Origin of the sequence: Kitasatospora sp. NPDC096128, from assembly GCF_040303105.1 — a bacterium.
Lineage (GTDB): Bacteria > Actinomycetota > Actinomycetes > Streptomycetales > Streptomycetaceae > Kitasatospora.
The window spans coordinates 1-18414 of the sequence record NZ_JBEOSP010000082.1; the positions used below are offsets into that span (position 1 = coordinate 1).

Annotated in this window: 8 protein-coding genes; all 8 read left to right on the forward strand. The window is 74.0% G+C overall.

Annotated elements, in window-relative coordinates; translation table 11 throughout:
* Window positions 1-5647: type I polyketide synthase (locus tag ABTY61_RS40625; RefSeq protein WP_502895529.1), on the forward strand; the 5647-nt coding region annotated here is incomplete at its 5' end.
* 126 nt (window positions 5648-5773) lie between these two features.
* Entirely contained in the window at window positions 5774-6610 is an 837-nt protein-coding gene (locus ABTY61_RS40630) for a hypothetical protein (RefSeq protein ID WP_350510273.1), read from the forward strand.
* 5 nt (window positions 6611-6615) lie between these two features.
* A complete protein-coding gene (locus ABTY61_RS40635) occupies window positions 6616-9642 on the forward strand; it encodes a condensation domain-containing protein (protein ID WP_350510274.1) in 3027 nt (1008 codons plus the stop codon).
* 79 nt (window positions 9643-9721) lie between these two features.
* Entirely contained in the window at window positions 9722-10585 is an 864-nt protein-coding gene (locus tag ABTY61_RS40640) for a 3-hydroxyacyl-CoA dehydrogenase family protein (RefSeq protein ID WP_350510275.1), read from the forward strand.
* Window positions 10582-10866 (forward strand): acyl carrier protein, encoded by a 285-nt coding sequence (locus ABTY61_RS40645; protein WP_350510276.1) that lies wholly within the window; start codon window positions 10582-10584, stop codon window positions 10864-10866. The genes ABTY61_RS40640 and ABTY61_RS40645 overlap by 4 nt, the downstream gene beginning before the upstream one ends.
* Window positions 10859-11974 (forward strand): acyl-CoA dehydrogenase family protein, encoded by a 1116-nt coding sequence (locus ABTY61_RS40650; RefSeq protein WP_350510277.1) that lies wholly within the window; start codon window positions 10859-10861, stop codon window positions 11972-11974. Before ABTY61_RS40645 ends, ABTY61_RS40650 begins: the two co-directional genes overlap by 8 nt.
* A gap of 71 nt (window positions 11975-12045) precedes the next feature.
* Entirely contained in the window at window positions 12046-13140 is a 1095-nt protein-coding gene (locus ABTY61_RS40655; protein WP_350510278.1) for an HAD-IIIC family phosphatase, read from the forward strand.
* 259 nt (window positions 13141-13399) lie between these two features.
* On the forward strand, window positions 13400-18414 hold a 5015-nt coding region (locus ABTY61_RS40660), incomplete at its 3' end, for a beta-ketoacyl synthase N-terminal-like domain-containing protein (protein ID WP_350510279.1).

Consider the following 18414-nt stretch of genomic DNA (forward strand, 5'->3'; position numbering starts at 1 on the left):
GGGGCTGGGTGCGGTGGGTCATCCGCTGCTGGGTGCGGCGGTCGAACTGGCCGGTGGTGCGGGTCTGGTGTGCACCGGGCGGTTGTCGGTGCGTACCCACCCGTGGCTGGCCGACCATGTGGTCGGCGGGGCGGTGCTCCTGCCGGGTACCGGGTTCGTGGAGATGGTGGTGCGGGCCGGTGACCAGGTGGGCTGCGGTCTGCTGGAGGAGCTGACGCTCCAGGCGCCGCTGGTGTTGCCCGCCGACGGTTCCGGCGTCCAGGTTCAGGTCGTCGTCGCCGACGCCGACGGGGACGGGCGGCGGACGGTCGAGGTGTTCTCCCGCCCCGATACCGCCGAGGCGCAGCAGGGCTGGGTGCAGCACGCGAGCGGCGTGGTGGCCCCGGCCGAGGGTGGCGCTGTCGCGGAGGAGGACTTCGCGGTCTGGCCTCCGCGTGACGCCACGGTCGTGGACGTCACCGGCGTGTACGAGGCCGGTGTCGACGGGCCGTACGGCTACGGCCCGGCGTTCCAGGGGCTGCGCGCCGCCTGGCGCCGTGGCGGGGACGTGTTCGCCGAGGTGGTGCTGCCGGAGGAGGTGGCGCAGGAGGCCGGGTCGTTCGGTCTGCACCCGGCGCTGCTCGACGGGGTGCTCCAGGCGAGTGCCCTGATCTCCGGGGCAGACGAGCCGGGGACGGTGCGGCTGCCGTTCGCCTGGACGGGTGTGGAACTGCACGCGAGCGGCGCCTCCGTTCTCCGGGCCCGGCTGCGGCGCGACGCCGCAGGCAGCCTGACCCTGACGGCGGCGGACGCGGTGGGCGCTCCCGTGGTGTCGGTGGCCTCGCTGATCACCCGCCCGGTGGCTGCCGACCAACTCGGTGCCGCCGCAAGCACTGTGGCGGATGCGCTGTTCACTGTGGAGTGGGCTCCGATCGCTGCCGCAGAGGCCCCGTCCGGGGACTGGGCGCTGGTCGGTGCCGACCGTTTCGGCCTGGCCGAGGCGCTGAGTGCGTCCGGTGTTGCGGTGCGGTCCTTCGCCGACCTGGCCGAGGTGGCCGCTGCCGCCGAAGCGGGGGAGATCGAGCCCGTGCTGGTCCTGGCCTGTGCCGGTGGCCAGGAGGGTGGCGATCCGGCCGAGGGTGCCCGCCGGGCTGCCGGTGAGGCGCTGGGCCTGGTCCAGGGCTGGCTGGCCGAGGAGCGTCTGGAGGATGCCCGGCTGGTGGTCGTCACCCGCGGCGGTGTGGCTGCCGCGGCCGGTGAGCGGGTCGGCGATCTGCCCGCTGCCGCCGTGTGGGGTCTGCTGCGCTCGGCGCAGTCGGAGAACCCGGGCCGGCTGGTCCTCGTCGACCTGCCCGCCACCGGCGACCGGGCCACGACCGACCAGGCCGCAGCCGTCCTGCCGACGGCCCTCGCCACCGGGGAGGCGGAACTCGCCCTCCGGAACGGGGCGGCCCACGGGCGGCGCCTGACGCGTCCATCCGGCTCTCCGACGGCAGTTGAACGAAGCTCGGACCAGCACGCCGGCCGAACCGCGCTGGTGACGGGTGGTACGGGCACGCTGGGCGGTCTGGTGGCCGAGCATCTGGCGGCCACTGGGCGTGCGGACGGGTTGGTGCTGACCAGTCGTTCGGGTCCGGGTGCTGCCGGGGTGGCCGCGTTGGCCGCGGGGTTGGCGCTCTCGGGTGCGTCGGTCGAGGTGGTGGCGTGTGACACGGGTGAGCGGGAGGCGCTGGCGGGGCTGCTGGCGCGGATCCCGGCGGAGCGTCCGTTGCGGACGGTGGTCCATACCGCGGGTGTGCTGGACGATGCGACGATCGCCTCGCTGACGCCGGAGCGGGTGGCTGCGGTGATGCGGCCGAAGGCCGACGGTGCTTGGCATCTGCACGAGTTGACGCGGGGTCTGGACCTGGATGCGTTCGTGCTGTTCTCCTCGGCCGCGGCGACCTTCGGTGTGCCCGGTCAGGGCAATTACGTGGCGGCCAACGCGTTCCTGGACGCGTTGGCGGCCGACCGCCGGGCGGCCGGTCTGCCGGGTACCTCGCTGGCCTGGGGCCTGTGGGCGGACGTCAGCGGCCTGACGGCGCAGCTGAGCGACGCCGAGCGCTCCCGGATGAACCGCAGCGGGAGCGCCGCGCTGAGCGCGGACGAGGGCCTGGCGCTGATGGACCTGGCCCTCGCCCGGGACGAGGCGGTGCTGGTGCCGGCCAAGCTGGACCTGGCCGGGCTGCGGGCGCAGGCCGCCCGCACCGGTGACGTCCCGCCGCTGTGGCGGGCTTTGGCCGGCCGTCCGGCCCGGCGCAGCGCCGCCTCCGGCGGGGCGGGCGCGGACTCGCTGCACCGGCAGCTCGCGGCGCTGACCACCGCGGACGGGGACCAGCTGCTGCTGGACCTGGTGCGCGCCCATGTGGCCGCCGTGCTGGGGCACTCCTCGGGCGAGGCGGTCGAGCCCGGCCGGGTCTTCACCGACCTGGGCTTCGACTCCCTCACCGCTGTACAGCTGCGCAACCGCCTCACCACGGCGACCGGGCTGCGGCTTCCGGCCACGCTGGTCTTCGACTACCCGAGCCCGGCCGCCCTCGCGGGGCACCTGCGCGGGCGGCTCGGCGGCGGGCCGGCCACGGCCGTACGGGCCCCGGCCCCGGTCGGAGCGGCCGCCCACGACGAGCCGATCGCGATCGTCGGAATGAGCTGCCGGTTCCCGGGCGGGGTGGCCGGCCCCGAGGACCTCTGGCGGATGATGGCCGACGGGCAGGACGCGATCTCGGCGTTCCCCGCCGACCGGGGCTGGGACCTGGAGGCCCTGTACGACCCGGACGCCGCGAACGTCGGCACCTCGTACACCCAGGCCGGCGGGTTCGTGCAGGACGCCAGCGCGTTCGACGCCGGGTTCTTCGAGATCAGCCCGCGTGAGGCGCTGGCGATGGACCCGCAGCAGCGGCTGCTCCTCGAACTCTCCTGGGAGGCCTTCGAGCGGGCCGGAATCGATCCCGCGTCCCTGCGCGGCAGCCAGACCGGCACCTTCGTGGGCGGGTACACGTCCGGCTACGAGATGAGCGTGCTGGCGCACGGCGGTGCCGAGGCCGAGGGCCATCTGATGACGGGGATCGCGACCAGCATCCTGTCCGGCCGACTGGCCTACACCTTCGGCCTGGAGGGGCCGGCGGTGACGGTCGACACCGCGTGCTCGTCGGCGCTGGTGGCCCTGCACCTGGCCGCCCAGGCGCTGCGCTCGGGCGAGTGCTCGATGGCGCTGGCCGCGGGCGTGACGATCATGGCCACGCCGGGGACCTTCGTGGAGTTCTCCCGCCAGCGCGGGCTCGCCCCGGACGGCCGCTGCAAGGCGTTCGCCGCGGCGGCGGACGGCACCGGCTTCGCCGAGGGCGCGGGCGTCCTGGTGGTGGAGCGGCTGTCGGACGCGCGGCGCAACGGGCACCAGGTGCTCGCGGTGCTGCGGGGCAGCGCGACCAACCAGGACGGCGCCTCCAACGGTCTGACGGCGCCCAACGGCCCCTCCCAGCAGCGCGTCATCCGCGCGGCGCTCGCCAACGCCGGCCTGCGCGCCGACGAGGTCGACGCGGTGGAGGCGCACGGCACCGGTACCAAGCTGGGCGACCCGATCGAGGCCCAGGCGCTGCTGGCCACCTACGGTCAGGACCGGTCGGAGGACCGGCCGCTGTGGCTGGGCTCGGTGAAGTCCAACATCGGGCACACCCAGGCGGCCGCCGGCCTCGCCGGTGTGATCAAGATGGTCCTCGCCCTGCGCAACGACCGGCTGCCCGCGACGCTGCACGTGGACGAGCCCACGCCGCACGTCGACTGGACGGAGGGCCGGGTCCGGCTGCTGACCGAGTCGGTGCAGTGGCCGGCCGGGGAGCGTCCGCGCCGGGCGGGCGTGTCCTCGTTCGGGATCAGCGGGACGAACGCGCACGTCATCATCGAGGAGGCCCCCGCGCCGGCCGTGGCCGTGACCCCCGCGGCCCCCGCGGCACCGCCGGCCGTGCTGCCGTGGGTGCTGTCCGGGCGGACCCCGGAGGCGCTGCGGGCGCAGGCCGGACGGCTGCGCGACTTCCTGCTCGAGCGGCCGGAGGCGGACCCGGTGGACATCGGGTTCTCGCTGGCCACGGCCCGTACGGTCTTCGACCACCGGGCTGTCGTGCTGGGCGGGGACCGGGACGGCCTGCTGGCGGGCCTCGCCGTGGCCGCCGCCGGCGTGCCGACCAGGGACGTCCTGACCGGTACCGCGGCCGCGGGCCGCAAGCCGGTGTTCGTCTTCCCCGGCGGCGAGTCCGGCGGCGAGTCGGGGAGCGGGTCCGAGTGGCTCGGCTCCGCCGCCGCCCTGCTGGACGAGGCGCCGGTCTTCGCGGCCCGGATCGCCGAGTGCGAACGAGCCCTCGCCCCGTACGTGGACTGGAAGCTGGCCGAGGTGCTGCGCGAAGGGCCGGACGGCCGCTCGTTCGAGCGGCCCGAGGTCCGGCGGCCGGTGCTCTGGGCGGTGATGGTGTCGCTGGCCGCGCTGTGGCGCTCCGCGGGCGTGCACCCGGCCGGTGTCGCCGGGCACGCCGTGGGCGAGCTCGCCGCCGCGCACGTGGCGGGCGTGCTGTCGCTGGAGGACGCGGCCAGGATCGCGGCGCTGACCGGCCGGGCGACGGCCGGGGAGGCCGCGGACCTTCGGGAAGCCGCCGCCGCCGTCCGCCCGCGGGCCGGTGCGGTGCCGCTGTTCTCCACCCGGGCCGCGGCCTGGGTCGAGGGCGCCGACCTGGCCGCCGACCACTGGGCCGCCGATCCGCGGGACGCCCTGCCGGCCCGGGAGTTGGCGGACGCCCTGATCGACGGCGGGTACACCGCCTTCGTCGAGGTCGCCCCGGACCAGGCGCTCACCGCGGCGCTCTCCCGGGCCCTGGACGACCGGGGCCTGCGGGCCGAGAGCGCCGTCACCGGCACGCTGCGGCGCGGCGACGGCGGGCTGCGGTCGTGGACGGCCGCCCTGGCCGCCCTCCACGTCCACGGTGTCCCGGTGGACTGGGCCGCCGTCCTGGGCGGCGGGAGCCGCGTGGACCTGCCGACGTACGCGTTCCAGCGGGACCACTACTGGCCGCAGCCGCCGGCCCGCCGGCCCGGGGCAGGGCCGGCCCCGGCCGCCACCGCCGCACCGGGTGAGGAGCGGCTCTGGGCCGCCCTGGAGGGCGGGGACCTGGGCGCCCTGGCCGAGGTGCTGGGCCTGGCCGAGCCGTTGCGGGCGGACATGCCGCTCGGCACGGTGCTGGAACAGCTGTCGACGTGGCGCCGACGGGAGCGCGAACTCGCCCCGCAGGACGCCCCGCAGGGCGAGGAGGCCGCCGGCCCCGGGCCCCGGCACCTCGACTGGCTGCGGCAGTTGGCCGCCCTCCCGGAGGCCGGGCGGCAGGAGCTGCTGCTCGACCTGGTCCGCGCGGAGATCGCCGCGATGCTCGGCTATCCGACGGCCGATCCGGTGCGCCCGAACGGCGACGTCTTCGAGCTCGGGATGAACTCGATGACGGCCGTTCAACTGCGGGAAAGCATGGCCGAGCTGACCGGCCTTAGGCTGCCGGAGGGCTTCGTCTATGACCTCTATCGGCCGGAAGCGATCGCGGAGTTCCTGCTCGGCGAGCTGACGGCGGCGCTCCGGGAAGGCGCCGTGGGCCGATGAACGGACCGGTGAGGGGTTCCCGGGAATCCGGAACCGCGCGAGCGTCCGACAGGTTTCTCGAAATTCAGTTCCGCGGGCCGAACCGCAGGAACACCAGCCATCCGACTCCGAAGACGGGATGAGAAAGTGCCGAACGAGAACGCCTGGAGCGTCATAACCGCCCCCACGTCGAAGTCCCTGATCCTCGGCGTCGACTTCCCGGCGGCCGGCCGCCGGGAGGCCGGTTTCGAGGACCTCGCCGCGAAGATGGGCCCGGCCTGGGCCGGTCACGGCTTCCTGCAGACCACGCCCCCGCCCGTGCGCCTGGCCGACCGGCCGGCCGGTGACTACTACACCGACTTCTGGCTGCGGGACGGCGACTGGGATGCCTACGAGGTGGTGGCCGTGCTCGGCTACTGCGTCGGCGGCGTCTACGCGGGAGAGATCGCCGAGCGCCTGGGGCAGCGGCAGGGCAAGGCGCCCAAGGTGATCCTCTTCGACCCGCAGGTCACCGACCTGCAGCTGCTGGAGTCGGAGATCCACAAGATGATCGGGCTGGCCGGCCCGGTCTTCACCGCCGACGAGGCGGAGCACGCCCGCAAGCGGGCCGCCGAGATCGTCGGCGTCCCGTCGATCGGCCTGCTCGACGCCGCCGTCGAGATCGTGGGCCTCTACCGCGAGATGGCCGCCATCGCCTTCCAGCGGATCGGGCTCGCCGAGGCCCGTCGGGACGAGGTCGTCCGGCTCTTCGAGTCGTACATGACCTGGCTCTCCGCCGCCTCCCAGATCGACCCGAGCCGGGCCTGGGGGGACTCCCTCTCCGTCACCTCGTCCGACTACGCCGAACTGGAGCGCAGCGGCGCCGCGACGGTCGTCAACGCCACCAAGTCGCTGGGCCGGCGGATCGAGCTGGAGATCGGCCACGTCGACCTCCTGCGCGACCCCTCCGCCGTTCGCACCCTGCTCGACAGCGCCGAATTCTGAGTGAGATGAAGACCTCGAGCAAAGAGAAGGCCCTCTGGCTGCTGGAGCAGCTGGTCCCGGGGACCGGGGTCAACAACCTGGGGCTCGGCCTCCAGGTGGGCGGCCGGCTGCGGCCGGACGCGCTGAGGGCGGCCCTGGCCATCGTGGTCGGCCGGTTCGAGGTGCTGCGGACCGTGTACCGCGCGACCGGGGCGGACCTCGTCAAGGAGGTCCTCCCCGCGGGCGAGTTCGCGGTGGACATCGAGCCGCTCGAACTGTCGGGCGGCTCCCTGGAGGACGACCTGACGGCGTTCACCGACCGGCCCTTCCGGCTCGACGGGCAGCCCCTGGTCCGGGTCGGACTCGCCGCCCACCCGGACGGCGACGTCCTCTGCGTGGCGGTGCACCACCTGGTGTTCGACATGGTCTCCGTCGCCCTCTTCCTCCAGGCGTTCATCCCGGTCTACGACGCGATCGCGGCGGGACGGCCGGTGCCGGCGCAGGCCGTCGCGCCGGCCCCGGCGCTCGCCGAGCCCGAGCCCAGGCCGGCCGACCTGGCCTACTGGCGGGAGACCCTGGAGGGCTTCCGGCCCGAGGGGCTCGACCTGTGGTGCGGCACCCCGCGCGGCCGGCAGCCCGAGCTGGCCGGGGCGAGCGCGGAACGGGCGCTCTCCGTCGAGGCGCAGCAGGCGGCGGCGCAGCTGCAGCGCACGCTGCGCGCGCCCCTCGGCGCGGTGATGCTGGCCGCGTACGCCGCCCTGCTCGCCTCGCACGGCGCCGGACCGGACCTGGTCATCGGCTCCCCGGTCAACGTCCGCGGGGCGCACACCGCCGCCATCGGCTACCACGTCAACACCGTGCCGATCCGGATCCGGGTGGACCTCGGCGAGGGCTTCCGGGCCCTCGCGCGCCAGGCCCGCGACGCGTTCCTCGGGGCGATGGCGCACGCCGAGACCCCGGTGGACGAGCTGACCGGGGAGCTCCCCGGGATCGGCACGTCCTGGCAGACCCAGCTCTTCCGGCACCTGTTCAACTTCCTGCCCGAGGCACCGGCCGTCGACCTGTCGGTGGACGGCATGGCGGCCCGGGTGCTGCCGGTCGAGAACCCTCACAGCAAGTTCGACCTGGAGCTGGTCGGCTCGCCGTCCCGGGCGGAGGTCGTGTTCCGGTACTCCGAGACGCTGGCCCGCGCCGACGTCGAGGCGATGCTGGAGCGCTTCGACGCCCTGCTGGTCGCGGCGGCGCAGGACCCGGACCGGCCGCTCGCCGACACGGCGGGCTGGAGCGAGGCCGACCGCCTCGCCGTCGCCGGGCCGGCCGGGACGGCTGGGCCGGCTGGGCACCCGCCCGTTCCCGAGGCGTTCCGCGCCTGGGCGCGGCGGTCCCCCGACGCCCCGGCCGTCACCGACGGCGGACGCACCGTCAGCTACCGGCAGGTGGACGAGGCCGCGGCCGCCGTCCGCACGCTGCTGGCCGGCGCCGGCGTCCGGGCCGGCGACACGGTGGCGGTCGCCGTCCCCCGGGCCGAGGCGGCAGCCGCGGTCCTCGGCGTCTGGCGGGCCGGCGCCGTCTGCCTGCCGCTCGACCCCGGGCACGACCCGTCCTGGCTGACCCGGCAGCTCACCCACGCGCGGGTGAAGGCCGTCCTCACCGGGACCGGCGTGCGCCTGCCCGCGGACGGCGACCTGCCCCCCGTGCTGCCGCTCGCCGACGCGCCCGCGCCCGGCGCCGCGGCCCAGGACGAGCCGGACCAGGCCGGTGGAGCGGTCGGGGCCGCCTGCGTGATCCACACCTACGGGGACGCCGGGGAGCCGGTCGCCACCGTGTTCGGCCACGCGGGCCTCGGCGACGCGGTCGGCCACTTCACGGCCGAACTCGGCACCGGGCCCGGCACCGGCGTGCCGGCCCTGGCCGCGCCCGCCACCGTCGGCGCGCTCCTCGACGTCTTCCTGGCGCTGGCCTCGGGCGGCTGCTCGGTGGTCGTGCCCGACGCGGCCCGGACCGACGCCGTCGTGCTCCGCGACGCGCTCGGCCCCCACCGGGCGACCGTCGCCGTCGTCCCGCCCGGCACCCCGGCCCGCGTCCTGGCCGACCTGGCCGACCTGGACGGGCGGCCGCCCGTCCTGACCGTGCTGGCCGGGGACGGCGAACTGTCCGCCGGGACGGCCGGACGGCTCCTCGCGGCCGGCTGCCGACTGCACCGCGGCCACCACACCCCCGGGACCCTCGGCTGGGCGCTGTCCGGCCCGGTGGACGGCCCGGTGGACGGCCGGGTGGACGACCCCGACGAGCCGCCCCGGGGACGGCCGGTCGCCGGCACCCGGGCCTTCGTCACCGCCCCCGACGGGCGGGAGCTGCCGGTGGGCCTGCGCGGCGAACTCCGCCTCGCCGGAACCGGACCGGCCCTCGCCGACCCCGACGACCCGGCGTTCCCGACCGACCCCCGGTACGGGCGCCACCACCGCACCGGGGAACTCGCCCGCCGCCGGCCCGACGGAACGCTCGAATGGCTCGGCCGGCCCGACCGCAGGGTCGCGACCGGGGACGGCGAGGTCGACCTCGACCGCCTCCGGGCCACCGTGCTCGGCCTCCCCGGCGTGACCGCGGCCGCCGCCGTGGCCGTGCCCGGGCCCGACGGCGGGCACGCCGTCGTCGCCTTCGCCGAGACGCCCGCGACCGCGGACCCGGACGGCCCCGACGCACCCGGCGTCCCCGTCCCGGTCGTCCGGCTGGCCGCTCTGCCCAGGACCCCCGACGGCCGGCCCGACCCCGAGGCCCTTCTGGCACTCGCCCGGAAGGCGCTCGACCAGGGCCCCGGGCCGCGGGAGGAGGAGGCGGACGACCCGCTCGTCCGCGACCTCGTCGGGATCTTCAGCCAACTGCTGCCCGTCGAGGCGACGGCGGGGACGCACTTCTTCGACACGGGCGGCCACTCGCTGCTCGCGGCCGTCCTGGCCCAGAAGGTCGAGGAACTCACCGGCACGTCCCTCGAACTCGGCGACGTGTTCAAGCACCCGACGCCCACCGCCCTCGCCGCGCTGCTGCGCGGCTGACGGGCGGCGACGGCACGCCGCGTCGCCACGACCGGGCCGGCCGTCAGGAACCGACTCACGAAACCGTAGGGAAGAATCCATGACCGCATTTGAGGAGCACCGCCTCGCCATCATCGGCGCGGGCGTTATGGGTACCAACATCTCGGCGCTCGCCCTCGGCCACGGCGTCTCCGTCGTCCTGGTCGACGTCGACGAGACCGTGCTGGAGACGGCGCGGCAGACCATCCGGCAGAAGCTGCGGCACGCCCAGCTGATGGGCGTCCTGCCGGCCGACCGCCCGCAGGGCACGCTGACCACCAGCGTCGCCCTGGAGGACATCGCCGAGGCCACCACCGTCATCGAGGCCGTCACCGAGGTCGACAAGGTCAAGCAGGAGGTCCTCTCCGCGGCCTCCCGCCTGGTGCCGCCCGGCACGACCCTGATCTCCAACACCTCGTGCATCCCGATCGACGAGATGGCCGAGTGGATCGTGCGCCCCGAGGACCTCGTGGGCGTCCACTTCATGAACCCCTCCTACATGATCAAGATGGTCGAGGTCATCCGCGGCCCGCGCACCGAGCCCGCCGTCCTCGAGCAGGCCGTCGAGCTGCTCGCCGTCCTCGGCCGCGAGGCCCTGGTCATCGAGGACTCGGCCGGCTTCGTGATCAACCGCCTGCTGCACCCGCTGATCAACACCGCGGCCATGCTCGTCCAGGAGGGCGTCGCCTCCGTCGAGGTCGTCGACGGCCTGCTGGAGGGCTGCCTCGGACACTCCACCGGCCCGCTGCGCACCGGTGACCTGATCGGCCTGGAGAACCTCGTCGACTCGCTCAACGTGCTCTACGAGCGCCGCGGCGACGACATCTACCGCCCCTGCGACCTGCTGCTCGAAAAGGTGCGGGACGGCCACCTCGGCCGGAAGACCGGCCGGGGCTTCTACGACTACGGAAAGGTCGCGTCATGACCGCGGACAACACCCCCCTGACCACCGAGACCCTCCAGAAGGAGATCCTCGGCTTCCTCGCCGAGCGCATCAAGACCGAGGTCCAGACCGACCAGGACCTCTTCGCCTCCGGCGTCGTCTCCTCCATGTTCGCGATGCAGCTCGTCGTCCACCTCGAGGACGCGTACGACATCGCCATCGTCGGCGGCGACCTCAAGCTCGACAACTTCCGCACCGTCGTCAGCATGGCCGACCTCGTGCTGCGCCTGAAGGGCGACCCGGAAGCGGCCGGCGATGCCTGACCGACTCGCCGACGAGCGCGCCCTCATCGGCGGGCTCGTCGGCGCCCGCGCGGCCGACTGGGACGTCACGGGCGAACTGCCCGTCGACCTGCTGCGCACCCTGGGGGCCAAGGGCCTGCTGTGCGCACAGGTCCCGGCGTCCCACGGCGGCCTCGGGCTGAGCAGCCGGGACAACGGCGAACTGACCGCCTACGTCGGGAGCCTGTGCAGCTCCCTGCGGTCCATCATGACCTCCCAGGGCATCGTCGCCTGGACCGTCCAGCGCTTCGGCGACCGGGACCAGCGGCGTGCCTTCCTCGCCGAACTGACCGGGGGCAAGCTCACCGCGGTCGGCTTCAGCGAGCCCGGCGCCGGCAGCGACCTGGCCGCCATGCAGACCAGGATCAAGGCCGACGGGGACGGTTTCGTCATCGACGGCGAGAAGAAGTGGGTCACCGGCACCCGCTACGCCGACTTCGTCCTGATCATCGGCCGGCACGGCGACGGCGAGGGCGCCGCCGCCGCGGTCGTCCCGGTGGACGCGCCGGGCGTGCACATCGAGCTGGTGCCCCACCCGATGGGCTGCCGGGCCGCCGGCCACGCCAACATCCGCCTCGACAACGTCCGGCTGCCGGCCACCCACGTGCTCGGCGGCGGCGGACAGCCGCTGTCGATGCTGTTCACGACCGCGCTCTCCTACGGGCGCGTGTCGATCGCCTGGGGCTGCGTCGGCATCCTCCAGGCCTGCCTGAGCGCCGCCACCGCGCACGCCGGGCAGCGGAGCCAGGGCGGCGTGGCGCTCGCCGAGCACCAGCTCGTCCGCCGGCACCTCGCGGAGCTGTTCATCGCCGAGCAGACCGCGCTGCGCGCGTGCGAGCACGCCAGCGGGCAGTGGGACGCCGCCGCACCGGACATGGGCGTGGCAGCCGTCCTCGCCAAGCACGTCAGCGCGGGCAACGCCGCCCGGAGCGCCGCCACCGCGGTCCAGCTCCTCGGGTCGGCCGGCTCCGAGGACGGGCACGTGGTGGCCCGCGCGTTCCGGGACGCGAAGCTCATGGAGCTCATCGAAGGCAGCAACGAGATCTGCCAGTTGATCCTGGCGGACCACGCCCTCTCGCTTTCCGACTGACGTCCGGACGACCGGAGTCCGAACGACCGAAGTCCGACCGAAGTCCGACCGAAGCTGGTAGGAGAACCCCCGTGGCTGAGAAGCCAACCCTCGTGAAGTGCCTGGTCTGGGACCTGGACAACACCGTCTGGGACGGTACTTTGCTGGAGGACTCGAACGTCGAACTGTTCCCCGGGATCCTCGACACCATCGTCGAGCTCGATTCCAGGGGAGTCCTGCACTCGGTGTCGAGCAAGAACGACCACGACCTCGCCTGGAAGCGCCTCGAAGAGCTGGGCCTGGCCGAGTACTTCGTGCACCCCCAGATCGGGTGGGGCCGGAAGTCCGACGCGGTCAAGCTGATCGCCGAACGGCTGAACTTCGCCGAGAAGACCATCGCGTTCATCGACGACCTGCCCACCGAGCGCGCCGAGGTGACCTTCCACGCGCCCGAGGTCCGCTGCTACCCGGCCGACCGGGCGGGCGAGCTGACCGGCCTGCCCGAGTTCAGCCCCGAGACCGTCACCGTCGACTCCCGGCGCCGCCGCGAGATGTACCAGGCGAGCTTCCGCCGGGACGCCGAGAAGGACAACTTCAACGGCCCCGACGAGGACTTCCTCCGCACCCTCGACCTCGTCATGGAGATCAAGCGGGCCGACCAGGAGGACATCTCCCGGGTCGAGGAACTGACCCTGCGCACCAGCCAGATGAACGCGACCGGCGTCCACTACTCCGACGCCGCGCTGCGCGCCCTGCTGGTCGACCCGGACCACGAGGTCCTCACCGTCAACCTCGCCGACCGGTTCGGCCCGCACGGCGCCGTGGGCGTGCTCCTGCTGGAGCGCCACGCGGAGCTGTGGCACCTGAAGCTCCTCGCGACCTCGTGCCGCGTGGTGACCTTCGGCGCCGGCGCGGTCCTCCTCAACTGGCTGATCGACCAGGCGGCCCAGGCCGGCGTGCACCTCGTCGCCGACTTCAAGCGGACCGAGCGCAACCGCATGATGGACATCGCCTACCGGTTCGCCGGTTTCGCCGACGACCCGTGCGCCTGCGTGGCCGTCCTCGGCGAGCCCGGCGCCGAGGGCGTCAACCGCCTGCACCTGGTCGCCGACCGCCGCGAGGGTCCGACCACGATGCGGCTCACCTCGCCCGACCTGACCACGGCCGGGGAGGACGCCGTCGCCTGACGGTGAGCAATGCGGGTCCCCCGTCGCCCGGAAAGGCGCGCCGATCAACCGGCGCGCCTTTCTCGGTTGAACACGTGGTTCTCCGGACGGGCCGACTCATATCCTGACCGCCGGGGCTCCGGCGGTCTTTTGTTCCTTTCTCCTTGTACAGCCCTTCTCTTCAGCCCTTCCGTTCAGCCTTTCCGCATTGCTGTTCCTCCTTGGCTGAAAGACCTCCGACAGGTATCGAACTCCCGACCTCCCGAATGCCGAGGGAATTGTGAACGAGACTGATGGGCCGGCCCTGACGGAATTCGCCGCAGCCGGTACGGAGCCGTTGGCGATCGTCGGCATGAGCTGCCGCTACCCCGGCGGGGTCCGTTCGCCCGAGGACCTGTGGGAACTGCTGGCCGAGCGGCGGGACGCCCTCTCCGACTTCCCCGCGGACCGGAACTGGAACCTCGACTCCCTGTACGACGCCGACCCGGAGACCGCCGGGAAGACCTACCTCACCCGGGGCGGCTTCCTCGACGACGCGGCCGGCTTCGACGCGTCCTTCTTCGGCATCCCGCCGCGCGAGGCGCTGGCGATGGACCCGCAGCAGCGCCTGCTGCTGGAGACCTCCTGGGAAGCCCTGGAACGGGCCGGCATCACCCCGTCCGCGATCCGGGGCACCCGGACCGGCGTGTTCGTGGGCGCCGAGCCGAGGGAGTACGGCCCGCGGCTGCAGGAAGCGCCGGAAGGCGTGAAGGGATACCTGCTCACCGGCACGACGACCAGCGTGATGTCCGGCCGGATCTCCTACCTGCTCGGACTGCACGGCCCGTCGCTCACCGTCGACACCTCCGCCTCCAGCTCCCTGGTCGCCATCCACCTCGCCGTGCAGGCGCTGCGCTCCGGCGAGTGCTCGCTGGCGCTCGCCGGCGGCGTGTCCGTCATGGCCACCCCCGGGAACTTCGTGGCCTTCAGCGGGCTCCGGGGGCTGTCCACCGACGGCGTGTGCCGCCCGTTCTCGGCCGACGCCAACGGGACCGTGTGGTCGGAGGGCGTCGGCCTGGTCGTCCTGGAGCGGCTGTCCGACGCCGTGCGCAACGGCCACACCGTGCTGGCCGTGCTGCGCGGCTCGGCGATCAACTCCGACGGCACCAGCGACGGCCTGACCGCCCCCAACGGCCGGGCCCAGCAGGCGGTCATCCGCCGCGCGCTGGCGAACGCGAACCTCTCGGCCGCCGACGTGGACGCCGTGGAGGCCCACGGCACCGGGACCCGGCTCGGCGACCCGATCGAGGCCCAGTCGCTGCTGGCCACGTACGGCCAGGAGCGGCCGGCTGACCGGCCGTTGCTGCTGGGGTCGGTGAAGTCGAACATCGGGCACACCCAGGCGGCCGCCGGTGTGGCCGGTGTGATCAAGATGGTGCTGGCGCTGCGGCACGGTGAGCTGCCCGCGATGCTGCACGCGGACGAGCCGTCGCCGCGGGTGGACTGGTCGGCGGGTGAGGTGCGGCTGCTGGCCGAGCCGGTGCCGTGGCCGGCGGGGGAGCGCCCGCGGCGTGCGGGTGTGTCGGCGTTCGGGATCAGCGGCACCAACGTCCACGTGATCGTGGAGGAGGCGCCGGCGGTCGAGGCCGTCGAGGCCACCGAGGCGCCGGAGACGGTGCCGGTGGTGTCCGGTGCGGGTGCGTGGGTGGTCTCGGGCCGTACGGCCGAGGGGCTGACGGCCCAGGCGGGCCGGCTGGGGGAGTGGGTCTCGCAGCGGCCGGAGCTGGAGCCGCGGGACGTGGCGCGCTCGCTGGTCGCGACGCGTTCGGTGTTCGAGCACCGGGCGGTCGTGCTCGGTGCCGGGCGCGACGAACTGCTGAGCGGTGTGGAGAGCCTGGCTGCCGGTGTGCCGGCGGCGTCGGTGGTGTCGGGTGTGGCCCGGGCCGGTGCCCGGGTGGGCCTGGTCTTCGCCGGCCAGGGTTCGCAGTGGACCGGGATGGGCCGGGGGCTGTACGAGGGCAGCCCGGTGTTCGCCGAGGCCTTCGACCGGGCGTGCGGGCTCCTCGAAGGGGAGTTGGGGATTCCCGTCCGCGACGTCGTACTCGGCGTCGAGGGCGTCGACGGGACGCTGGCCGATCAGACGCTGTACGCGCAGGCGGGGTTGTTCGCCTTCGAGGTCGGTGTGGCAGCGCTGCTCCGGGCCGCGGGTGTGGTGCCGGATGCGGTGGTGGGTCATTCGGTGGGTGAGGTGGCGGCCGCGTATGTGGCCGGGGTGCTGTCGTTGCCGGATGCGGTGCGTCTGGTGGCGGCGCGGGCCCGGTTGATGCAGGCGTTGCCGAGTGGTGGTGCGATGGCGGCGGTCAACGCGTCGGAGGCGGAGGTCGTTGCGACGCTTGCCGAGGGTGCTGTGATCGCGGCGGTCAACGGGCCGGAGTCGGTGGTGGTCTCGGGTGAGGTCGAGGCTGTGGACCGGGTGGTGGAGGTGTGGCGGGAGCGGGGTCGCCGGGTGCGGCGGCTGCGGGTCTCGCACGCGTTCCACTCGCCGGCGATGGACCCGGTGCTCGATGAACTCGCTGCTGTGGCGGCCGGGTTGGAGTTCGGTCGTCCGCAGGTGATGTGGGCGGGTGCGCTGACCGGTGAGCTGGTGACGGAGTGCGAGGCGGGGTACTGGCCGGCGCAGACGCGCCAGGCGGTGCGCTTCGCGGATGCGGTCGCCGCGCTCGCCGAGCAGGGTGTGACGGTGTTCATCGAGGTCGGCCCGGACGGCTCGCTGTCCTCGCTGGGCTCGGACATCGTCGCGGGCACCGGGAACGAGGACGCTGTGTTCGTCCCGCTCCAGCGGCGCGACGAGCAGGGCGTCACCGGCCTGGTGACGGGCCTGGCCCGGGCGTACGTCAACGGTGTGCAGGTGAACTGGGGTTCGCTGCTGCCCGCCGGCAGGACGGTGGACCTTCCCACCTACGCCTTCCGGCACAAGCGCTTCTGGCTCGACAGCGGAACGTCCTCCCAGGTGACGGAACTGACGCAGTCCATCGACGACCCGGCCGAGGCACCTCCGCTGGCCGCCGCCACCGGGCTGCTGGGGCGGCTCCTGGGCCGACCGCAGGACGAGCAGGAGCAGGCGCTCCTCGACCTGGTCAGGGCGCACGCCGCCGCCGTCCTCGGACACGACTCCCCGCAGGCGCTCGACCCCGCGCACACCTTCAAGGAACTCGGCTTCGACTCGGTGACCGGCGTCGAGCTGCGCAACCGGCTGAGCGCAGAGGCGGCCACCCGGCTGCCCACCACCCTGATCTTCGACTACCCGACCCCCCTGGCCCTGTCCGGGTTCCTCCGGGCGGAGGCACTGGGGCACGCGGACGAGCACACCGGACCGGGACGCTCGGCGGCCGGCGCCGACGAGCCGATCGCGATCGTGGCGATGAGCTGCCGCCTCCCCGGCGACGTCAGCGCCCCCGAGCAGCTGTGGGACCTGCTGGCCGCCGGCGGCGACGCCGTCGGCGAGCTTCCCACCGACCGGGGCTGGGACCTGTCCCAGCTCTTCGACCCGGCCGCGGACCGGGCCGGCACCTTCTACACGCGCGGCGGCGGATTCATCACGGGGGCTGCGGAGTTCGACGCCGGCTTCTTCGGCATCAGCCCGCGTGAGGCGCTGGCCATGGACCCGCAGCAGCGGCTGCTCCTCGAGCTTTCCTGGGAGGCCTTCGAGCGGGCCGGGATCGACCCGCAGCACCTGCGCGGATCGGCGACCGGCGTCTTCGTGGGCGCGTCCTCGTCCGGATACGGCGCCAACGCGCCCGAGGAACTCGAAGGCCATCTGCAGTCGGGCATCGCCCCGAGCGTGATCTCGGGCCGGGTGTCCTACGCCCTCGGCCTCGAAGGACCGGCCCTGACGGTCGACACCGCATGCTCGTCCTCGTTGGTCGCCCTGCACCTCGCCGGCCAGGCCCTGCGGTCGGGCGAGTGCTCACTGGCGTTGGCGGGCGGTGTCACCGTGCACGCCACCACGTCCTGGCTCGCCTGGTTCAGCCGCCAACAGGGCCTCGCGGCGGACGGCCGCTGCAAGGCGTACTCGGAGCAGGCCGACGGTATGGGCATGGCCGAAGGCGCCGCCATCGTCGTGCTGGAACGGCTCTCGGACGCCCGGCGCAACGGGCACCAGGTGCTCGCGGTGCTGCGCGGTTCGGCGATCAACCAGGACGGTGCGTCCAACGGTCTGACCGCGCCGAACGGTCCGTCGCAGCAGCGGGTGATCCGGGCCGCCCTGGCCAACTCGGGCCTGTCCGCGGGTGATGTGGACGTGGTCGAGGGCCACGGCACGGGCACCCCGTTGGGCGACCCGATCGAGGCGCAGGCGCTGCTGGCCACCTACGGCCAGGACCGGCCGGCCGACCGTCCGCTGCTGCTGGGTTCGCTGAAGTCGAACATCGGACACACCCAGTGGTCCTCAGGTGTGGCGGGCGTCATCAAGATGGTGCTGGCACTCCAGCACGGGCAACTGCCGAGGACGCTGCACGCCGAGGAGCCGTCCTCGCACGTGGACTGGGACGCCGGTGCGGTGCGGCTGGCCACGTCGGCCGTGCCCTGGCCGCACTCGGAGGAGCGTCCGCGTCGTGCGGGCGTGTCGTCCTTCGGCATCAGCGGCACGAATGCGCATGTGATCATCGAGCAGGCTCCTGCCGAGGAGGCCGCCGAGCCTCATGGTGCGGGTGTGGTTCTGCCGGTGGTGCCGTGGGTGGTGTCGGGTCGTTCGGTGGCGGGTCTTGCGGGGCAGGCCGGGCGGCTGGCGGAGGCTTTCCGTGAGGGTGCTGACGCTGCCGACGTGGGCTTGTCGCTGGCGGTGTCGCGTGCGGCGTTGGAACAGCGGGCGGTGGTGCTCGGGTCCGATGTCGATGAACTGGTCGCGGCCCTGGGGGCGTTGGCCGAGGGTCGTGAGGTTCCGGGTGTGGTGTCCGGGGCTGTGGGTGGTGTGGGCCGGGTCGGGTTCGTGTTCACGGGCCAGGGCGCGCAGCGCCTCGGGATGGGTCAGGGACTCTATGCGGCGTTCCCGGTGTTCGCCGAGGCCTTCGACGAGGTGTGTGCGGGGTTTGCCGGGCATGTGGACGGCTCGCTCGCCGCGGTGATCCGCGGCGATCAGGACGCCGCGGGCCTGATCGATGGGACGGGGTGGGCGCAGCCCGCGTTGTTCGCGGTCGAGGTGGCGTTGTTCCGGCTCCTCGATTCGTGGGGTGTGCGGCCGCAGGTGGTGGCCGGTCATTCGATCGGTGAGTTGGCGGCTGCGCATGTGGCGGGTGTGTGGTCGTTGGCGGATGCGTG